Raw genomic sequence first — 15,912 nt, forward strand, 5'->3', positions numbered from 1 at the left:
CCGTGGAAACGGGGTAGAACCCGAGCTGATGTCCCCCATCGGGAGAGCCAGTTGAAGGTTGATTCCCTCGCCAAACAATGGGGCCTGGACTATGACTTGCGCCCATTCATGAAGGATTTACTTCCGCTCCAAACCAGGCATTTCAAACGTAATTTCGCGAAGCACAACGATGAGGCAGCCTGATTACACATGGTTGTCTACTTTTGGTCTAAGGGCTTGTAAGCCCGATACCCCTGTCCATTGGCCCCTTTCTTCACCGTAAAATACTCCGACCTCTCTACCAATAAATCAGAGAACTTCTTTGCCCCATAAGTTCTCGGGTCAAAATCCGGGCGTGTGCGCTTGAGGAATGAGCCCGCAGCGGAGAAGGTTGCCCATCCCTGGTCGTCCTGGGTTTGTTCCCAGGCCCGTTTTAACAGTGCCACTTCCTCGGGGAGCTTTTCCTGTTTCTTCCTCGGAGTTTCGGATTTGGCGGGCTCATCGGGCGCAATTTCTTCCGGGTACTCCAGGTTCTCGGTAAACAGGAAATCGTCACAGGCGCTTCTGAATGAGACCGGTGTCTTTTTCTCGCCGAATCCGAATACGTATATCTCGGATTCCCTGAGCCGGGAGGCCAGTTTGGTGAAGTCGCTGTCGCTGGAAACCAGGGCAAAGGCGTCAAACTTGGAGGAGTAAAGTAGGTCCATCGCATCAATAATCATCGATGCATCAGTGGCGTTCTTGCCTTTGGTATAGGCGAATTGCTGGATGGGCTGAATTGCCAATTCGTTCAGAACGGTTTTCCAGTTTTTGAGGCTGTCTATGGACCAGTCACCATACGCTCGCTTTACAACCACGTGGCCATGAGAAGACAGCTCTTCGATTATCAGCGGCAGCTTGGTCAACTGGGCGTTATCGGCATCGATCAGAACGGCTATTTTCTTGTGCTGCTCAAGATCCTTCAATGTAATTCTTCCTTTCTTGTTGCCACACACGGGAGAATACCTGCTTTTATCCTCTACCGCTCCATCCGCATAACTGCTGAGATAACAACGCTCATATTTGCGTCTAATATTCTCTGAAACCAGAATGACTTACATCATTAACACCACTGCCAACAGCGCCATTTTTCAGGGAACCGTCCATGCTTCTTTCGTTTCTGGCTATCGCCACCGGCCTCACCGTTCTGGTGTGGAGCGCCGGCAAGTTTGTTGAGGGTTCTGCGGCCACGGCCGGATACTTTGGCATGCCACCGCTGTTGATCGGCATGGTGGTGGTTGGTTTTGGTACATCGGCGCCGGAGATGGTGGTGTCTGCCCTTTCCGCCACTCAGGGGAATCCGGGATTGGCACTGGGTAACGCCTATGGCTCAAACATCACCAACATCGCCCTGATCCTGGGTATTACGGCGTTGATCAGCCCGATTGCGGTTCACTCGCAGGTGATGCGCAAGGAGCTGCCTATACTCGCCGCTGTGACGGCACTGGCAGCCTGGCAGGTGTGGGACGGCGAGCTGACGTTTGTGGATGCGCTGGTGCTACTGGGTGTGTTTTTCCTGTTGCTGGCCTGGTCCATCCGCCAGGGTATGACTCAGAAAAACGATGCCCTGGGCACGGAGGTTGCGGAAGAAATGAGCCATCGCTCCATGCCACTTCGCAACGCGGTGCTGTGGCTGATTGCGGGCCTGTTACTGCTGATCGTGAGCTCGCGGATTCTGGTCTGGGGCGCCGTTGAGTTGGCGCTTGGCTTTGGCGTAAGCGACCTGATCATCGGGCTGACCATTGTGGCGGTGGGAACTTCCCTGCCTGAACTGGCGTCGTCGGTTATCGCGGCGCGCAAGGGTGAGCATGACATTGCCCTTGGCAACATTCTCGGCTCGAACCTGTTCAACACCCTGGCGGTTGTGGGCATTGCCGGCACCATCAGCCCGATGGCGGTGGCACCAGAGGTGTTCTACCGGGATATCGCGGTGATGTCAGCGCTGACTCTGTCGCTGTTTATACTGGGCTATGGCTTTCGCGGGCCGGGACGGATTAACCGGTTGGAGGGCGGGCTTCTGCTCGCCTGTTTCGTAGGCTACACCGTCTACCTGATCTCAACCACGTTCACGTCCTGACCGGGCCTAGCCAAGCAGGCACTCCCGCGAGAGTTTCTGGCTGACTTCCCGGCGCTGTCGCCGCAGGCGGTTGCCCTGGTCGTTGGAGTACCCGGCCCGCAGTTGCTTCTGGATGCGGTCCAGCTTTTCCCGATACTCCTTACAGCGGGCGTTCTTACGCTCACGCTCGCGGGCTTCCTGTTTGTCGGATAACGTTCGCCCGCCACCGTTGCCCGCTTCCAGGCTACGATTCACCTGCTGGTTGATGGTGCTCACCCGCTTGCCCCGGGTGATGTTCTCCCGCATGGGAATCAGCGAGGGCGTCCTCAGCTCAACGCGTTTGTGTTCGCGTACACCGGGCTTTATGTCAGTAAAGTGAGCAACCCCCTGTTCATCAACCCAGGTGTACATTTTTTGGGCTGATGAGATGGCGGGAATAACGAGCAATACAAAGACTGCGGCCTGCCTCCATGGCATTGGTTTCCACTCCCTGTGGTTTGTGTGTCGGCGCGGGCATTATAAACAAAACCGCGTGCGAGTGAGAGGGCCAGTATGACGGCTGGCCCACAGATCAAGCATCCAGCAACTCAATCCAGTGTTGAACTGGCACCTGAGCCTTGGTTTCCAGATGCATCTGACAGCCAATGTTGGCGGTGACGATGCGGTCAGGATTGTCTACAGTCAGCGCCTTGAGCTTGTTGTTCAGCAGGCGCTGGCTGAGCTTGGGCTGGAGGATGGAGTAGGTACCAGCAGAGCCGCAGCACAGATGTTTTTCCTTGGTTTCAGCCAGATCAATGCCGGCCTTACGCAATACCTGATCTACCACGCCGTTTTGCTGCATGGCGTGCTGCAGGGTGCAGGGGCAATGGAAAGCGACCTTACCGGCTCCCTGGGGTACCTTCAGTTTTTCCAGGTCCTGTTTGAGCAGGAAAGCGCCTAGGTCAATGGTCATGTCGCTGACTTTCTGCGCCTTGGCGGCATACATCGGGTCATCCTTTAGCAGATGGCCGTACTCCTGAACCATCGCCCCGCAACCGGAAGCGGTCATGATGATGGCCTCAGCGCCAGCTTCAATCGCGGGCCACCAGGCGTCGATGTTGCGGCGCATGGCGTTGAGGGCTTGATCATGTTCCGAGAGGTGATGGTTCACCGCGCCACAGCATCCGGCTTCCGGAGCTTCCACCATGGTGACACCCAGTTTGTAGAGCACCCGGGCGGCAGCGGCGTTGGTGTTCGGCGTGGCGGAGGGCTGAACACAACCGGCAAGGGCCAGCACAATGCGGTCGTGGCTGGCAGCCGGCCAGGGGCTGGCCTTTTTTCTGGGCGGTACTTTGGTGCGCAATACGGATGGCAGTACCGGGCGGAACAGTTGGCCCATGCGTAGCAGGAAGCCGAACAGTCGACGGTTGGGAAGTACCCGGGCCAGCGACCAGCGTATCCAGCGCTCTTTGGGTGGCCGTGGCATTTCCTGTTCCATCAGGCCTCGGCTGATGTCGACCAGGCGGCCGTATTTCACACCGGAAGGACAGGTGGTTTCACAGCTGCGGCAGGTGAGGCAGCGGTCGAGGTGTTCACGGGATTTTTCGGTGACTTCTTCGCCTTCCAGGAACATTTTCATCAGGTAGATGCGGCCGCGGGGGCCGTCGCGTTCGTCGTTCAGTTCCTGGTACGTTGGGCAGGTGGCGGTGCAGAAGCCGCAATGTACGCAGGCACGCAGGATGGATTCGGCTTCCTGGCCTTCTGGGGTGTTGGCGAATTGTTGGACTAAATTGGTTTGCATTGTTTACCTGCTTTTTTGATTTGGAGCACAAGTGAGCGGTAACCCCTTTTCTGAAACACGCTCCTTCGGCACATCCATGTGACGCTTGGACTCCGCCATCCATGGCTCCGTACAGTTTCAGAAAAGGGGCCACCACTCACTTCCCCGGCATCTCAGAAGGCCCGCTCAGTTTCCTGTGAGATACCGGAGCTGATTGTTACAACCAGCTATAAAGTCGGCCCGGGTTAAAAATACCGTCGGGATCAAACGACTTTTTCAGCCGTTGCTGAATTTCTTTTAGCGCCCTCGGCTGGTGGTGCATTACCTCATCGGTGCGATCCCCGCCGCGGAACAGGCTTACCTGGCCGCCGGCGCGTTGCGCCATGGTTTCCAGTTTGGCGATGTCGGCTTCGCCCCGATACCAGCGCTGGGAGCCAGCCCAGTCGATCAGCCAGGGGCCGTCGAGGTCCGGGTTTTCGGCGGTGGAGCCGACGGAGAAGCGCCAAAGCGGTTCATCACCGGCAAAGAATTCGTGCTGCATGTGTTGTAGCTGTTGCCAGAACTGGTCACCCTGCTCCATGACTTCACCGGACCACTTTTCGGCGGTGGCCTCCACGGCGGATTTGGCGCCAGCGAGGCGCAGATAGACTTTGCCGTCCACCCAGGCAGCACCGGTGATGGGCTTGGGCTCTTTGGCGCGGCTGTTCATGTAGTGAATGACTTCGTCCATCGCCACGTCCTGCACCAGGGTGAGAGACATCGCCGGTTTGGGCATGACTTTGAGGCTGATCTCGGTGATCGCACCCAATGTGCCCATGGCACCGGCCTGTAGCCGGGAGGTGTCGTAGCCGGCCACGTTTTTCATTACCTGGCCGCCAAAGCGCAGGTGTTCACCTTTGCCGTTGAGCAGGCGGATGCCCAGCACCTGGTCCCGTACCGAGCCGGACCAGGGCCGTGCGGGGCCGGAGAGGTTGCACGCGAGCGTGCCACCGAGCGTGGAACCATCACCAAACCTGGGCGGTTCGAAGTGCAGGCACTGGCCTTCTTCGGCCAGGGTGGCTTCGATTTCCGCAAGGGTGGTGCCGGCACGTGCGGTCAATATCAGTTCCACAGGATGGTATTCAACGATGCCTGTGTGCTCGCCCATGTTCAGAGAGCCTGCATCGGCGTCGGCGGCCCGCCCCATGAAGGCCTTGGTGCCACCGCCTTCGATATTCAGTTTCTGGCCCGTCTTGCGGGCCTGGAGAACCTGCTCCTGCAGCTTTTGAGACAGATCAGCCATGCGCCGCGTCCACCGTGTCGTGCTTGTGTTGTTTGTGCTCGAGCGAGCGGTATTCCTGACAGAAACGCAGGGCGGGAACGCCCTTGCCAGGGTTGAGAATACCAGCCGGGTCGAACGCCGCTTTGACGTCGTGGAACTGCTGCAGTTCCTCGTCGTTGAACTGCACGGCCATCTGGCGGATTTTTTCCACACCCACGCCGTGTTCACCGGTGATGCAGCCCCCCACTTCCACGCAAAGGTTGAGAATGCTGCTGCCAAAGGCCTCAGTGCGCTCAAATTCGCCGGGCACGTTGGCATCAAACAGGATCAGCGGGTGCAGGTTGCCGTCGCCGGCGTGGAATACGTTGGCTACCCGCAGGCCGAATTCTTCGGACATTCTCTCCATTTCCAGCAACACGTGCGCCAGATGCCGACGCGGAATGGTGCCGTCCATGCAGTAGTAATCCGGCGAGATACGACCCACTGCCGGGAAGGCCGATTTACGGCCTTTCCAGAGCAGCGCCCTCTCCTCTTCGCTCTGGGAGGTTTTGACCGAGGTAGCGCCCAGTTTTCGGAACACATTCTCGGCCTGTTCGATGTGTTCATGGACTTCTTCCTCGGTGCCGTCCACCTCGCACAGAAGCAATGCTTTCGCCTCGCGCGGGTAACCTGCCTGGGCAAAATCGTCAGCCGCGATAATCGCATGACCATCCATCATTTCCAGGCCGCCGGGGATGATGCCATGGGAGATAATTCCGCCGACGGCATCGCCGGCTTTCTGCACACTGTCGAAGCCGGCCATCACCACCTGGGCTATCTCCGGTTTCGGCAGCAGTTTTACTTTCACTTTGGTGACGATGCCCAGCAACCCTTCAGAGCCGGTCATCAACGCCAGCAGATCCATTCCACAGGCGTCCAGAGCGTCGTTGCCGACGGTCACCCGGTCTCCCTCGGCGGTGATCATTTCCACGCTGAGAATGTTGTGAACGGTCAAACCGTATTTCAAGCAATGCACGCCGCCGGAGTTTTCCGCCACGTTTCCACCAATGGTGCAGGCAATCTGGGAGGAAGGATCCGGCCCGTAATAGAGACCGTACTGGGCAACCTCCTCGCTGATCGCCAGGTTACGCACACCCGGTTGCAGTAAGGCCGTTCGCGCCAGCGGATCGATGTCCAGGATGCGGTTGAACTTGGCCAGCGACAACACCACGCCTTCCTTGTGCGGCATGGCACCGGCACTCAGGCCGGTTCCGGCACCACGGGCCACAACCGGCACTTCGTGCTCGTTGCAGATGCGCATCACCCGTTGCACCTGTTCGGCGGTCTCCGGCAGCACCACGAGCATTGGCATCTCGCAGTACATCGACATACCGTCGCATTCATAGGGCTTCATGGTTTCGTCATCGGTAATGACGAAGTCCGGGTCTATGAACGCACGGAACTGTTCCGCCAGCTCCGCTGCGCTGATTTTCGGTTTGCTGTTCATATCATTCTCTGGGAGTCATGGCTTTCAGTGAGACAGCCATCAACCGCGTTTGGTTTCAAAGTGATCAATCCCTGCCTGGGCACAGTCCATATCCTGTTGGGGGGTGCCAGAGCTGATACCGATACCGCCAACAACCTCGCCATCGACCATCACCGGCAGGCCACCACCGACAGAACTGATACGCCCACCCACTTCAGTATGGATGCCGAAAGCCAGCTTGCCGGGTACGTTCACGGCGTTGTAATCGTGTGTCGCCTTTTTCGCCGCTGATGCGGTGAAAGACTTGTCCTGGGCAATGGTCACGCTGGTGATCTTGCCGCCGTCCATGCGTTCGAACGCGATCAAATTGCCGGACTCGTCGGTGATGGCGATACACATGGGTACGCCGATCTCGCGCGCCTTCTCCGCCGCACCTTCGATGAGTATTCTGGCGTCCGCCAGATCAAGTCGTTTAACCGTCAACATGAGCAATTACTCCTCTTTATTAGCCATAAACCAGATTGGGCAGCCAGGTAACGACGCCCGGAATGAGCACACAGATAAACAAACCGAATGCCTGAATAGCAAGAAATACCAGGGACGACTTGAAGATTGTGCCCATGGTGATATCCGGCGGACACACGCCCCGAATGTAGAAGAGTGCGTAGCCGAACGGCGGGCTCAGGAACGACATCTGCATGTTCACCAGATAGAGCACACCAAACCACAGCACCACGTCCTCACCGGGCACGGCCGGGAAACCCAGCAGGCCAGGGAATTCCAGCGCCTCGACAATCGGAATGAAAATGGGCACAGCCAGAAGCAGAATACCCACCCAGTCAAGGAACATGCCCAGCACCACCAGCAGCACCATCAACAACAGCAGAACGGCGTAGGGCGACAGACCAATACCGAGGATGGTTTCGGTAATGAAGTCCTGACCACCCTGCAGGATGTAGAACCCGACAAACACCGATGCACCAAACATGATCCACAGCACCATCGCCGAAGCCTTGGCGGTGGTGACCGACGCATCACGCAGTGTGGCGACAGAGAATACCTTGTGTTTCATGGCCACCAGGATCGCCCCGAAAGAACCGATACCGGCCGCCTCAACGGGAGTCGCAACACCGCCAAACAGCAAGCCCAGCACCAGGAATACCAGTACCAGTGGGGCGATCAGGTCTTTCAGCAGCAGGAGTTTTTCCTTGAGGCCAATCCGCTCTTCCTCCGGCACTGGCGGCCCGAGTTCCGGATTGAGCCACGCGCGGGTACCCACATAAATCACGTACAGGCCAGCCAGAATCAGCCCCGGAATCACTGAGCCCAGGTACAACTCACCTACTGACTGCTGCGCCACAACCGCATAAAGGATCGCCAGGATGGAAGGCGGGATCAGGATGCCCAGTGTGCCCCCGGCCATGATCGAGCCCAACGCGATCTTCTGGTCGTACCCGCGTTTGAGCATCGCCGGTAGCGCAATAATGCCCATAGTCACCACAGCCGCACCAATAACCCCGACCATGGCGGCCAGAATCGTGGAGGCCAGTATGGTGGCAATGGCCAGGCCGCCACCCAGGCCGCCCATCCACTTGTAGACCACGTTGAACATCTCTTCGATCAGGCCGGCCCGTTCCAGCATGGAGGCCATGAAGATGAACAGGGGGATCGCTGCCAGGTCCGAGTTGGTCATCATCGGGAAGATCCGGCTGGGGATGATGTTCAGCATCATCGAGTCGCCCACCAGATAGATAAACGCCACGCCCAGGCCACCGGTCACAAAGGCCAGCGGCAGCCCCATCATCAACAGCACCGCCAGGGAGCCAAACATGATGTAGGTCAGCGGACCAATCTTCACGTCCGACAGCATGCCGGAGAGCTTGAACAGGAATTTTTCGTCGCTCCAGGGGTCGTAAAACAGGATATTGATGACTTCCACCAACACGACAAAAGCAAGGGCAATCGTGGCGATGATCATCAGCCAGGTGCCGAGCTTGCCGATCAGCGAACCCGTGCCCTGGTTGGTCATGGTTTCTGTGCTCATGCGTGTTGCTCCCGGCCGAGTTTAATGAAGATAGTGATGTCCTTGAGCAGTTTGGACAGGCCCGCCAGGAACAGCAGCGTCGACCCGAGGAGCATAACGCCCTTCACCGGCCAGTACTGAATGCCCCATGTCTCAACGGTTCGTTCGTCCATGGAATAAGAGTTCTCAAGGAAGGTCCAGGAGGTAATCATCAACGCAATCGCGAACATGAAGAAGAACATGGACGTGAAAATATCCATGCCCACGCGGCCCCGAAGTGGCAGGAAGTTGTAAACCACGTCAACCCGCACATGGGCACCGTGAAGCAATGCAAACGCACCCGCCATCAGGTACTGCATGCCGAACAGTAGAAAACTGGCCTCGTGTACCCAGATGGTGGGCTGGTTGAACAGATAGCGCATCACCACTTCGAAGAAATAGAACACCACCGCGTTCACGGTCCAGAAGGAAATAAAGACACCGGATTTCTCGCTGATCCAGTCCACCGCCTTGGTGAACCAGTTATTCGCATCACTGTAATCAACGCTTTTTTTCAGTTCCGCTTCAATCTGTTGAAGCTTCTGGTTGGCCTCGGCATTTTTGTCGATGGCTTCCACACCCCGTTGGGACAACCAACGGTCCAGCGCCATCATGATCAGCGGCATAACCGCCAGCCAGCCCCAGTAGAACCAGTGAGGCAATACAAAGCCGAACGCACTCAGGTCAGACATGTTTTATCACCTTTAATCACAGAGCGGGGAAGGCAGCGAGCGTGCCGTCGGCGCACTCCCTGCCTTCCCCGTGATCGGTTTATTATGGTTTTGCCGGCTTACATGCCTTTGATGTCTTCCTCGTTGAGGTAGCCAACGGTCTCGTTCATCATGTACTCAAGCTGGATATCCAGAATCGCCCTGGCATCCTCGTTCTTTCCGGCCCAGTTGAACCAGATCGGGATCGCAGCCTTCCGGAACTTTTCCAGGTCTTCCTGGCTCAGACGTGTCACCTTCGAGCCATCCTCTTTGAACTTCTCCATCGCTTCGATGTTGCGCTTCTGAATGGTCAGGTAGTGCTTCTGTGAGTAGATGCGAACCTCGTCCTCAACCAATTGCTGAAGCTCTGGGTCCAGCGCATTCCACGCACGCAGGTTGACGGTCAGGTCCATCAGGTCCACCGGCTGGTAGATGGACATAACACCAGGAGGCCCGAACATGATGTAGTCGGTCACCTGGGAGAAACCCAGCTCGTAGTTCACGGCAGGGCCGACGTAGTCAGCAGCGTCGATGGTGCCCTTCTCCAAAGCCGGGAAGATATCCGAACCCGGCAGGCTCACCGTGGACACGCCAAACTGCTGGAACACCTCAGCGACCATGCCGCCAGGCACACGCATCTTCATGCCTTCCATATCTGCCAGGCTGTTCACCGGCTTCTTGGAGTGAATGATGTTGGCGTCGTGTTGAATCGGGCCCACGTAAAACAGACCGAATTTCTTGTAGATCTCACGGGTCTTTTCCAGCATGCCCATGGAATAGAACATGATGTCCCACTGGTGCGGCTGATCGGGACCGGCCGGGTAGGACGACAGGAAAACGGAGGCCGGAATCTTTCCGGACCAGTACAGGGTAAAGGGATTCATACCCTGCAGAACGCCGTTGCGCACCGCCTCGAAAAGGGCGTTGTTATCCGCGGCAACCGATTTGGCCGGGTACGGCTTGATGATCAGCTCGCCACCGGATTTCTCCTCCATGCTGTTGGCCCATTCCTCGAACAGGTCATAGCCTACGGTGCCAGCGTCCCATACTGATTGAATCTTCCAGGTGGTTGCAGCCTGGGCCTGGCCAGCGCCTGCAATGGCCACACCGCAGAAGGCAGCGGCAAGTGCGAATGACTTCAGGAAACCTCGCCGCGGGGCAACGTTTCCAGACTGCGTATCCGGAGCGCTTAATTGCTCGCTGTTCTTGTTGGTATTCATCGCCACATCTCCGTTGACATTGTTTTTATCGGGGTCACGTCAACACCAGCAACAGCTGGCATTAGATCGATATTCGTAGTCCTGCCGGGTTTAGTCCAGAAAATTGCCAACTGGTCAGACCAGTTTTGTAAATGCCCGATAGACGAAAACGCTGTAATGAGCCATATTTACTGGTCCCGAAAGGGTTTCTTTAATTCAAGGCACGATAAAAACAACTGGTCCGACCAGTGACTCCTGGCAGGAAACATCATGGCAATCGCACAGGAAATTTCCTATCGACTCGAACGGCTCATTCTCGACGGCGGGCTGGCGCCGGAACAGAAAATGCCGTCGGAACGACAACTGGCTACCCGGCTTGGCGTGTCCCGCGCCATCATCCGCGAAGCCCTGCACGAGTTACAGGGGCGGGGCGTGATTGAGACCCGGCATGGCAAGGGCTCTTTCGTAGCCCGAATTGTGCCCGGCGGTGAAGAGGACGGCGAGGACAGCCCGCTGCTGCAGATGTTTACCGGCCACCCGCGAACCCTGTATGACCTGCTGGAAGTAAGAGAACAGCTGGAGGGCCAGGCCGCCTATCTGGCGGCACAACGTGCCACTGCATTGGACCTTCATCGCATCACCAAGGCCTACTCCGCACTCGAACAGACCGACCCACTCACCAACGCCCGGCCGGATCACAGTTTCCATCAGGCCATCGTGGAAGCGTCCCACAATCCGGTCCTGGTGCATGTTCTGAATGGCTTGAAGAACCTCATGCTGTTGACGGTGGAAGCCTCCGTGGCCAACCTGAATCCGCGTGAGGAAATGCGCAACAAGATCTCCCGGCAACACAAGCGAATCTACCAGGCGGTGATGGCAGGAAAGCCTGAGGCGGCAAAACGCATCGCCATGGCCCATGTGCGTTTTGTCAGTGACGCCATGCGTACGATCGAGCAACAGGGAACGGCCATTATCCGGGTCTCCCTGCACGCATCGGCAACATCGGAAAAGCCACCACAACGGGCATAAACGGCAAAAAGCTTGCATCAAACGTTCAATAATCCACAATTAACACGCGGTATGTGTAATGAAAAACAGAAAAACCCCGCTTTAGGGGGATTGATTTCCGCATCCACAGCCCGTAAAACTTGCGCCTTTGTTATATAGCCTCGGGAGCCACCTATGGCGGATTCAGCGCCTCTGATCTGCAAGGACATCCACAAGACCTTTGATCAACTGGAAGTCCTCAAGGGCATTTCACTGGAAACAAAGAAGGGGGATGTCGTTTCCCTGATCGGCAGCTCCGGCTCCGGTAAGAGTACGTTTCTGCGCTGTATCAACATGCTCGAGACACCCACCTCCGGCGACATTATCGTGCACGGCGACCCGATTCGGTTCACCACCAACCGCAAGGGCGAGCGGATTCCGGCGGACAACAGGCAAGTTGAACTGATTCGCGCCCGGCTTTCCATGGTCTTCCAGAGCTTCAACCTCTGGTCTCACATGACCGTGCTGGAAAACATCATTGAAGCCCCTATTCACGTGCTCAAAGTGCCCAGAAAAGAAGCCATCGAAAGGGCCGAAGCCTATCTTGAAAAGGTCGGCATCTACGAGCGCAAGGACTACTACCCGGCCCAGATGTCAGGCGGGCAGCAACAGCGGGCCGCCATTGCCCGTGCCCTGGCCATGGAGCCGGAAGTGATGCTGTTTGACGAACCCACGTCCGCGCTCGACCCAGAGCTCGTTGGTGAGGTTTTGAAAGTCATGCAGAACCTCGCGGAAGAAGGCAGAACCATGATCGTGGTAACCCACGAAATGTCGTTTGCGCGGGATGTGTCATCCCAGGTCCTGTTTTTGCATCAGGGCGTGATCGAGGAGCAAGGTACACCGGACAAAGTCTTCGACAATCCGGATTCAGAAAGAATGAAGCAGTTTCTGGCTCCAAAGTTCTGACGTGCAGTGCTATCTTGAAACCATGTTTCCTTGTCGGGGCAGATCCGCCCCGGAAGTAAATGCCAAAACCAGCAAAATAAGGCAGACCACTGCCGATAATAAAGCCCACAAGGCTGACTACTGGAGAAGTGACTCATGAGAAAACTGATTGTTGCAGCAAGCGTCGCCCTGGCCATGATGGCCGGTGTCGCCCACGCCCAGGAACGTAACCTTCGCATCGCCTTCGACGTGCCCTACGAGCCGTTCGAATACAAGGATGAAAACGGCGAACTGACCGGTTTCGAAGTGGAACTGGCCGAAGCCATGTGTGAAGAGATGAACGCCAACTGCGAATTCGTTATCCAGGCATGGGACGGTATGATTCCGGGCCTGCTGGCGCGCAAGTTCGACCTGATCATGTCCTCCATGTCCATTACGCCCGAACGTGCTGAGCGTGTGCTGTTCTCCGAGCCGTACTACAACACTCCGGGTGGCTGGTTCGGCCCCGAAAGCTTCAACACCGACGTCACCGACATGGCCGCCATGGAAGGGATGACCGTTGGCGTACAGCGCGGCACCACCATGGACACCTTTGTGACCGAAAAAATGGGTGGCGTTGTGACCATCAAGCGCTACACCACCGCTGACGACATGGTCCTTGACCTGGAAGGCCAGCGCCTGGACGTGGTCTTTGTGGACTACCCGGTTGGTGAGCAGACCGTCCTGAGCAAGGATGGCTTCAAGGAAGTTGGCGAGCCGGTCAAACTCGGCCAGGGCGTGGGCGTCGCCATGCGCAAGCGTGACGAGGATCTGGCGCAGGAAGTCAACGAGGCGCTTGCCACCCTGAAGGAAGATGGTACCTACGACACCATCATGGAAAAGTACTTCGCTTACGACATCAAGATGTAAAACTGGCCCGGGGGCAGCGTTTTTTGCTGCCCCCGCTTACCGGATGTACCCATGATTGACTTGAAAGGCTACGGCCCGGCCCTGCTGGAAGGGGCTGTGGTCACCATTGAACTGGCCTTCTTTTCCCTTGCTCTCGCGCTGGTTCTGGGGCTGATTGGCGCTTCCGCCAAGCTGTCCAAAAGCCGGGTAGCCATTGGGATTGCGACCACGTATACCACCCTGATCCGTGGCGTACCGGATCTGGTCATGATGTTGCTGTTTTACTATGGCGGCCAGGTCGCGGTTAATAACCTGTCGGATTACCTCTACGACGCCTACGACATAGACTTCTTCTTCCAGTTTGACCCTTTTATCTCCGGTGTCATCACCATTGGCCTGATCTTCGGTGCCTACATGGCGGAGACGTTCCGTGGTGCCTTTCTCGCCGTGGAGAGCGGTCAGATTGAAGCGGCCCGTGCCTACGGTTTCAGCCGCTGGCGCACGTTTCACCGAATCATATTGCCGCAGATGCTGCGCCATGCCCTTCCTGGCATCGGCAATAACTGGCAGGTACTGCTCAAAACCACCGCACTGGTCTCCATCATCGGCCTGACCGATATGGTGCGTGTCGCCGAAGAAGCCGCCAAGGCCGAGCGCATGCCATTCCATTTCTTTATTCCGGTGGCGTTTGTTTACCTCAGCCTGACAGCCGGTTCCGAGCTGTTTATCAAGTGGCTCAACAAGCGCGCCAATATTGGCGTGGTACAGGGGAGCTGAACCATGCCTGAATTTCTTGCTGAACTGCTTAACCAGAACGATATCTTCACCGCCCCCACCATCATGGAATACTGGGGCGGGCTGGTCACTACCGTTCAACTGGTATTTCTGTCACTGATCCTGGGCCTGCTGGTTGCCGTTCCCCTGGCGATCATGCGCACCTCGAAGAACCCACTGATCAACGGCCCGGTCTGGTTCTATACCTATATTTTCCGGGGCACACCGTTGTTGATCCAGCTGTACATCATTTACTACGGCCTGGCCCAGATAGAGGGTATCCAGCAAACCTTCTGGTGGGACATCTTCCGTGAAGCTTTCTACCCGGCCCTGCTGGCGTTCACACTGAATACCGCCGCCTACACCACGGAGATTATCCGGGGTGCCATTGTAGCCACACCCAGTGGGGAGATTGAGGCGGCAAAGGCCTATGGCATGAGCTGGGCACTGCGGATGCGCCGGATTATCCTGCCGAGCGCGGCGAGGCGGGGTGTGCAGGCATACTCCAACGAAGTCATTTTCATGCTTCACGCCAGTGCCATTGCCAGCGTGGTGACCCTGGTGGACCTGACCGGGGCGGCGCGGAACATTTATTCCCGATTCTACGCCCCCTTTGATGCGTTTATCTTTGTGGCGCTGCTCTACATGGTTTTGACGTTTATGTTGGTGTTTGCTTTCCGCAAGCTGGAAAACTATCTGTTGCAACATCAACGGCCGGTGAGTGGCTGACAAATCCACAGTGCAGGGACGTCCGGAGCGCAGCTGAAATGATTTTTGGTCCTGGCCTTGATTGGCTTTCTCACACGCTCACGCGAACAGAGCACGCAACATCGGAAAAGATTGTTGTTCTGGACGACGGCACGGGGTTGCAGTTGCAGGACTCCGGGCTCCTCTATCTGGAACCCCCTACTGGGCGCCCCAACCCCAACAATGAGTCGCTGATTGTTTCCGCTGGCATCCATGGGAATGAAACCGCGCCCATTGAGGTTCTGAACCATCTGTTGAATGAGCTGATCGACGGTCAATGGCAACTGGCCTGCCCGGCGCTGTTGATACTTGGCAACCCAATGGCGATGGATGCTGGCCAGCGCTTTATTGACGTGAACCTCAACCGCCTGTTCGGTGGCGCCCACCGTAAACCGGAATACCGGAACTTTCCCGAGGCGGAGCGGGCCCGGTTGCTGGAGGACGCCTGCAGGGCCTTCGCCACCAAACACTCTGCCAATGTGTGCCACTACGACCTGCACACCGCCATTCGCCCGTCATTGCGGGAGAAGTTCGCCCTCTATCCGTTTGTGGAGGGACGGGATATTCCGGATGGGCAGATTGATTTCCTGCTGGAGGCGGAGGTGGAAACCCTGCTATTGCAGCATCGTGAAGGCACCACCTTCGCCTCGTTTTCCTCGTCCGAACTGGGAGCAGAAAGCTTCACTGTGGAACTTGGCAAGGTACGGCCTTTCGGGCAGAACGATCTCGGCCGCTTCACGGGTATTGCCAATGCCTTGCGACGACGACTGAAAGGCGAGGAACCGCCGAAAAGGGACAAGGGGGCAGCACCGATAACAGTGTTTGAAGTGGTGCATGAAATTCTGAACACCGGCGACAGCTTCCAGTTCCACGTGCCAGACGACGTCGCCAACTTCACCATGTACGACCCGGGCACGGTCATCTGGGAAGACAGTAACACCCGCTACACGGTAGGCGACACACCCGAAGGCATTGTGTTCCCGAACCGCGACGTACCCGTTGGCCAGCGGGTAGGCCTGATGATCAGACCCACCCGCTAGC

General features: G+C 57.0%; 16 protein-coding genes and 1 pseudogene. 8 read left to right on the forward strand and 9 right to left on the reverse strand.

What is annotated here, in order from left to right:
• A pseudogene (locus tag B2590_RS14900) lies at window positions 1-183 on the forward strand (hypothetical protein); the annotation flags it as partial.
• 14 nt (window positions 184-197) lie between these two features.
• Here B2590_RS14900 and B2590_RS14905 read toward each other — a convergent pair.
• Window positions 198-944, reverse strand: coding sequence for an NYN domain-containing protein (locus tag B2590_RS14905; protein ID WP_091644230.1), 747 nt, complete (start codon window positions 942-944; stop codon window positions 198-200).
• Between the two features lie 179 nt (window positions 945-1,123).
• Here B2590_RS14905 and B2590_RS14910 point away from each other — a divergent pair, with 179 nt between their 5' ends.
• On the forward strand, window positions 1,124-2,095 hold the full coding sequence (locus tag B2590_RS14910; RefSeq protein WP_091644233.1) for a calcium/sodium antiporter: 972 nt from the start codon (window positions 1,124-1,126) through the stop codon (window positions 2,093-2,095).
• 6 nt (window positions 2,096-2,101) lie between these two features.
• Here B2590_RS14910 and B2590_RS14915 read toward each other — a convergent pair whose 3' ends face one another.
• From B2590_RS14915 to dctP, 8 genes are all read right to left on the reverse strand, one after another.
• Window positions 2,102-2,551, reverse strand: a complete 450-nt coding sequence (locus tag B2590_RS14915) for a DUF4124 domain-containing protein (protein ID WP_036208741.1) — start codon at window positions 2,549-2,551, stop codon at window positions 2,102-2,104.
• Window positions 2,552-2,645: 94 nt separating this feature from the next.
• Complete coding sequence (gene glcF, locus B2590_RS14920; protein ID WP_036208738.1) at window positions 2,646-3,854, reverse strand: glycolate oxidase subunit GlcF; 1,209 nt, start codon at window positions 3,852-3,854, stop codon at window positions 2,646-2,648.
• Window positions 3,855-4,050: 196 nt separating this feature from the next.
• Window positions 4,051-5,115: a glycolate oxidase subunit GlcE gene (glcE, locus tag B2590_RS14925; RefSeq protein WP_091644236.1), complete on the reverse strand. Its 1,065-nt coding sequence runs from the start codon at window positions 5,113-5,115 to the stop codon at window positions 4,051-4,053.
• Entirely contained in the window at window positions 5,108-6,580 is a 1,473-nt protein-coding gene (locus B2590_RS14930) for an FAD-linked oxidase C-terminal domain-containing protein (protein ID WP_075194364.1), read from the reverse strand. Before B2590_RS14930 ends, glcE begins: the two co-directional genes overlap by 8 nt.
• A gap of 39 nt (window positions 6,581-6,619) precedes the next feature.
• Window positions 6,620-7,045: a GlcG/HbpS family heme-binding protein gene (locus B2590_RS14935; protein ID WP_007153417.1), complete on the reverse strand. Its 426-nt coding sequence runs from the start codon at window positions 7,043-7,045 to the stop codon at window positions 6,620-6,622.
• Window positions 7,046-7,064: 19 nt separating this feature from the next.
• Window positions 7,065-8,603, reverse strand: a complete 1,539-nt coding sequence (locus tag B2590_RS14940) for a TRAP transporter large permease (RefSeq protein ID WP_051946996.1) — start codon at window positions 8,601-8,603, stop codon at window positions 7,065-7,067.
• Complete coding sequence (locus B2590_RS14945) at window positions 8,600-9,313, reverse strand: TRAP transporter small permease subunit (RefSeq protein WP_075194362.1); 714 nt, start codon at window positions 9,311-9,313, stop codon at window positions 8,600-8,602. Before B2590_RS14945 ends, B2590_RS14940 begins: the two co-directional genes overlap by 4 nt.
• Window positions 9,314-9,411: 98 nt before the next feature.
• Window positions 9,412-10,551 carry a TRAP transporter substrate-binding protein DctP gene (gene dctP, locus B2590_RS14950; RefSeq protein ID WP_075194361.1) on the reverse strand — a complete coding sequence of 380 codons (1,140 nt, stop codon included), beginning with the start codon at window positions 10,549-10,551 and terminating at the stop codon, window positions 9,412-9,414.
• Between the two features lie 249 nt (window positions 10,552-10,800).
• Here dctP and B2590_RS14955 point away from each other — a divergent pair, with 249 nt between their 5' ends.
• The 6 genes from B2590_RS14955 (at window position 10,801) to astE (ending at window position 15,911) form a co-directional block, all read left to right on the forward strand.
• Window positions 10,801-11,559, forward strand: a complete 759-nt coding sequence (locus B2590_RS14955) for an FCD domain-containing protein (RefSeq protein ID WP_091644238.1) — start codon at window positions 10,801-10,803, stop codon at window positions 11,557-11,559.
• Window positions 11,560-11,712: 153 nt separating this feature from the next.
• Window positions 11,713-12,483 carry an ABC transporter ATP-binding protein gene (locus tag B2590_RS14960; RefSeq protein ID WP_091644241.1) on the forward strand — a complete coding sequence of 257 codons (771 nt, stop codon included), beginning with the start codon at window positions 11,713-11,715 and terminating at the stop codon, window positions 12,481-12,483.
• Window positions 12,484-12,618: 135 nt separating this feature from the next.
• Window positions 12,619-13,371 carry a transporter substrate-binding domain-containing protein gene (locus B2590_RS14965; RefSeq protein WP_091644244.1) on the forward strand — a complete coding sequence of 251 codons (753 nt, stop codon included), beginning with the start codon at window positions 12,619-12,621 and terminating at the stop codon, window positions 13,369-13,371.
• Window positions 13,372-13,422: 51 nt separating this feature from the next.
• Window positions 13,423-14,127 (forward strand): ABC transporter permease, encoded by a 705-nt coding sequence (locus tag B2590_RS14970; RefSeq protein ID WP_036208713.1) that lies wholly within the window; start codon window positions 13,423-13,425, stop codon window positions 14,125-14,127.
• Between the two features lie 3 nt (window positions 14,128-14,130).
• Window positions 14,131-14,853, forward strand: a complete 723-nt coding sequence (locus B2590_RS14975; protein ID WP_075194359.1) for an ABC transporter permease — start codon at window positions 14,131-14,133, stop codon at window positions 14,851-14,853.
• A 38-nt stretch (window positions 14,854-14,891) separates the two neighbouring features.
• Window positions 14,892-15,911: a succinylglutamate desuccinylase gene (astE, locus tag B2590_RS14980; RefSeq protein WP_075194358.1), complete on the forward strand. Its 1,020-nt coding sequence runs from the start codon at window positions 14,892-14,894 to the stop codon at window positions 15,909-15,911.
• Window position 15,912: the final 1 nt, after the last annotated feature.

This window comes from Marinobacter sp. UBA3604 (assembly GCF_002375325.1).
GTDB classification, from domain to species: Bacteria; Pseudomonadota; Gammaproteobacteria; order Pseudomonadales; family Oleiphilaceae; genus Marinobacter; species Marinobacter salarius.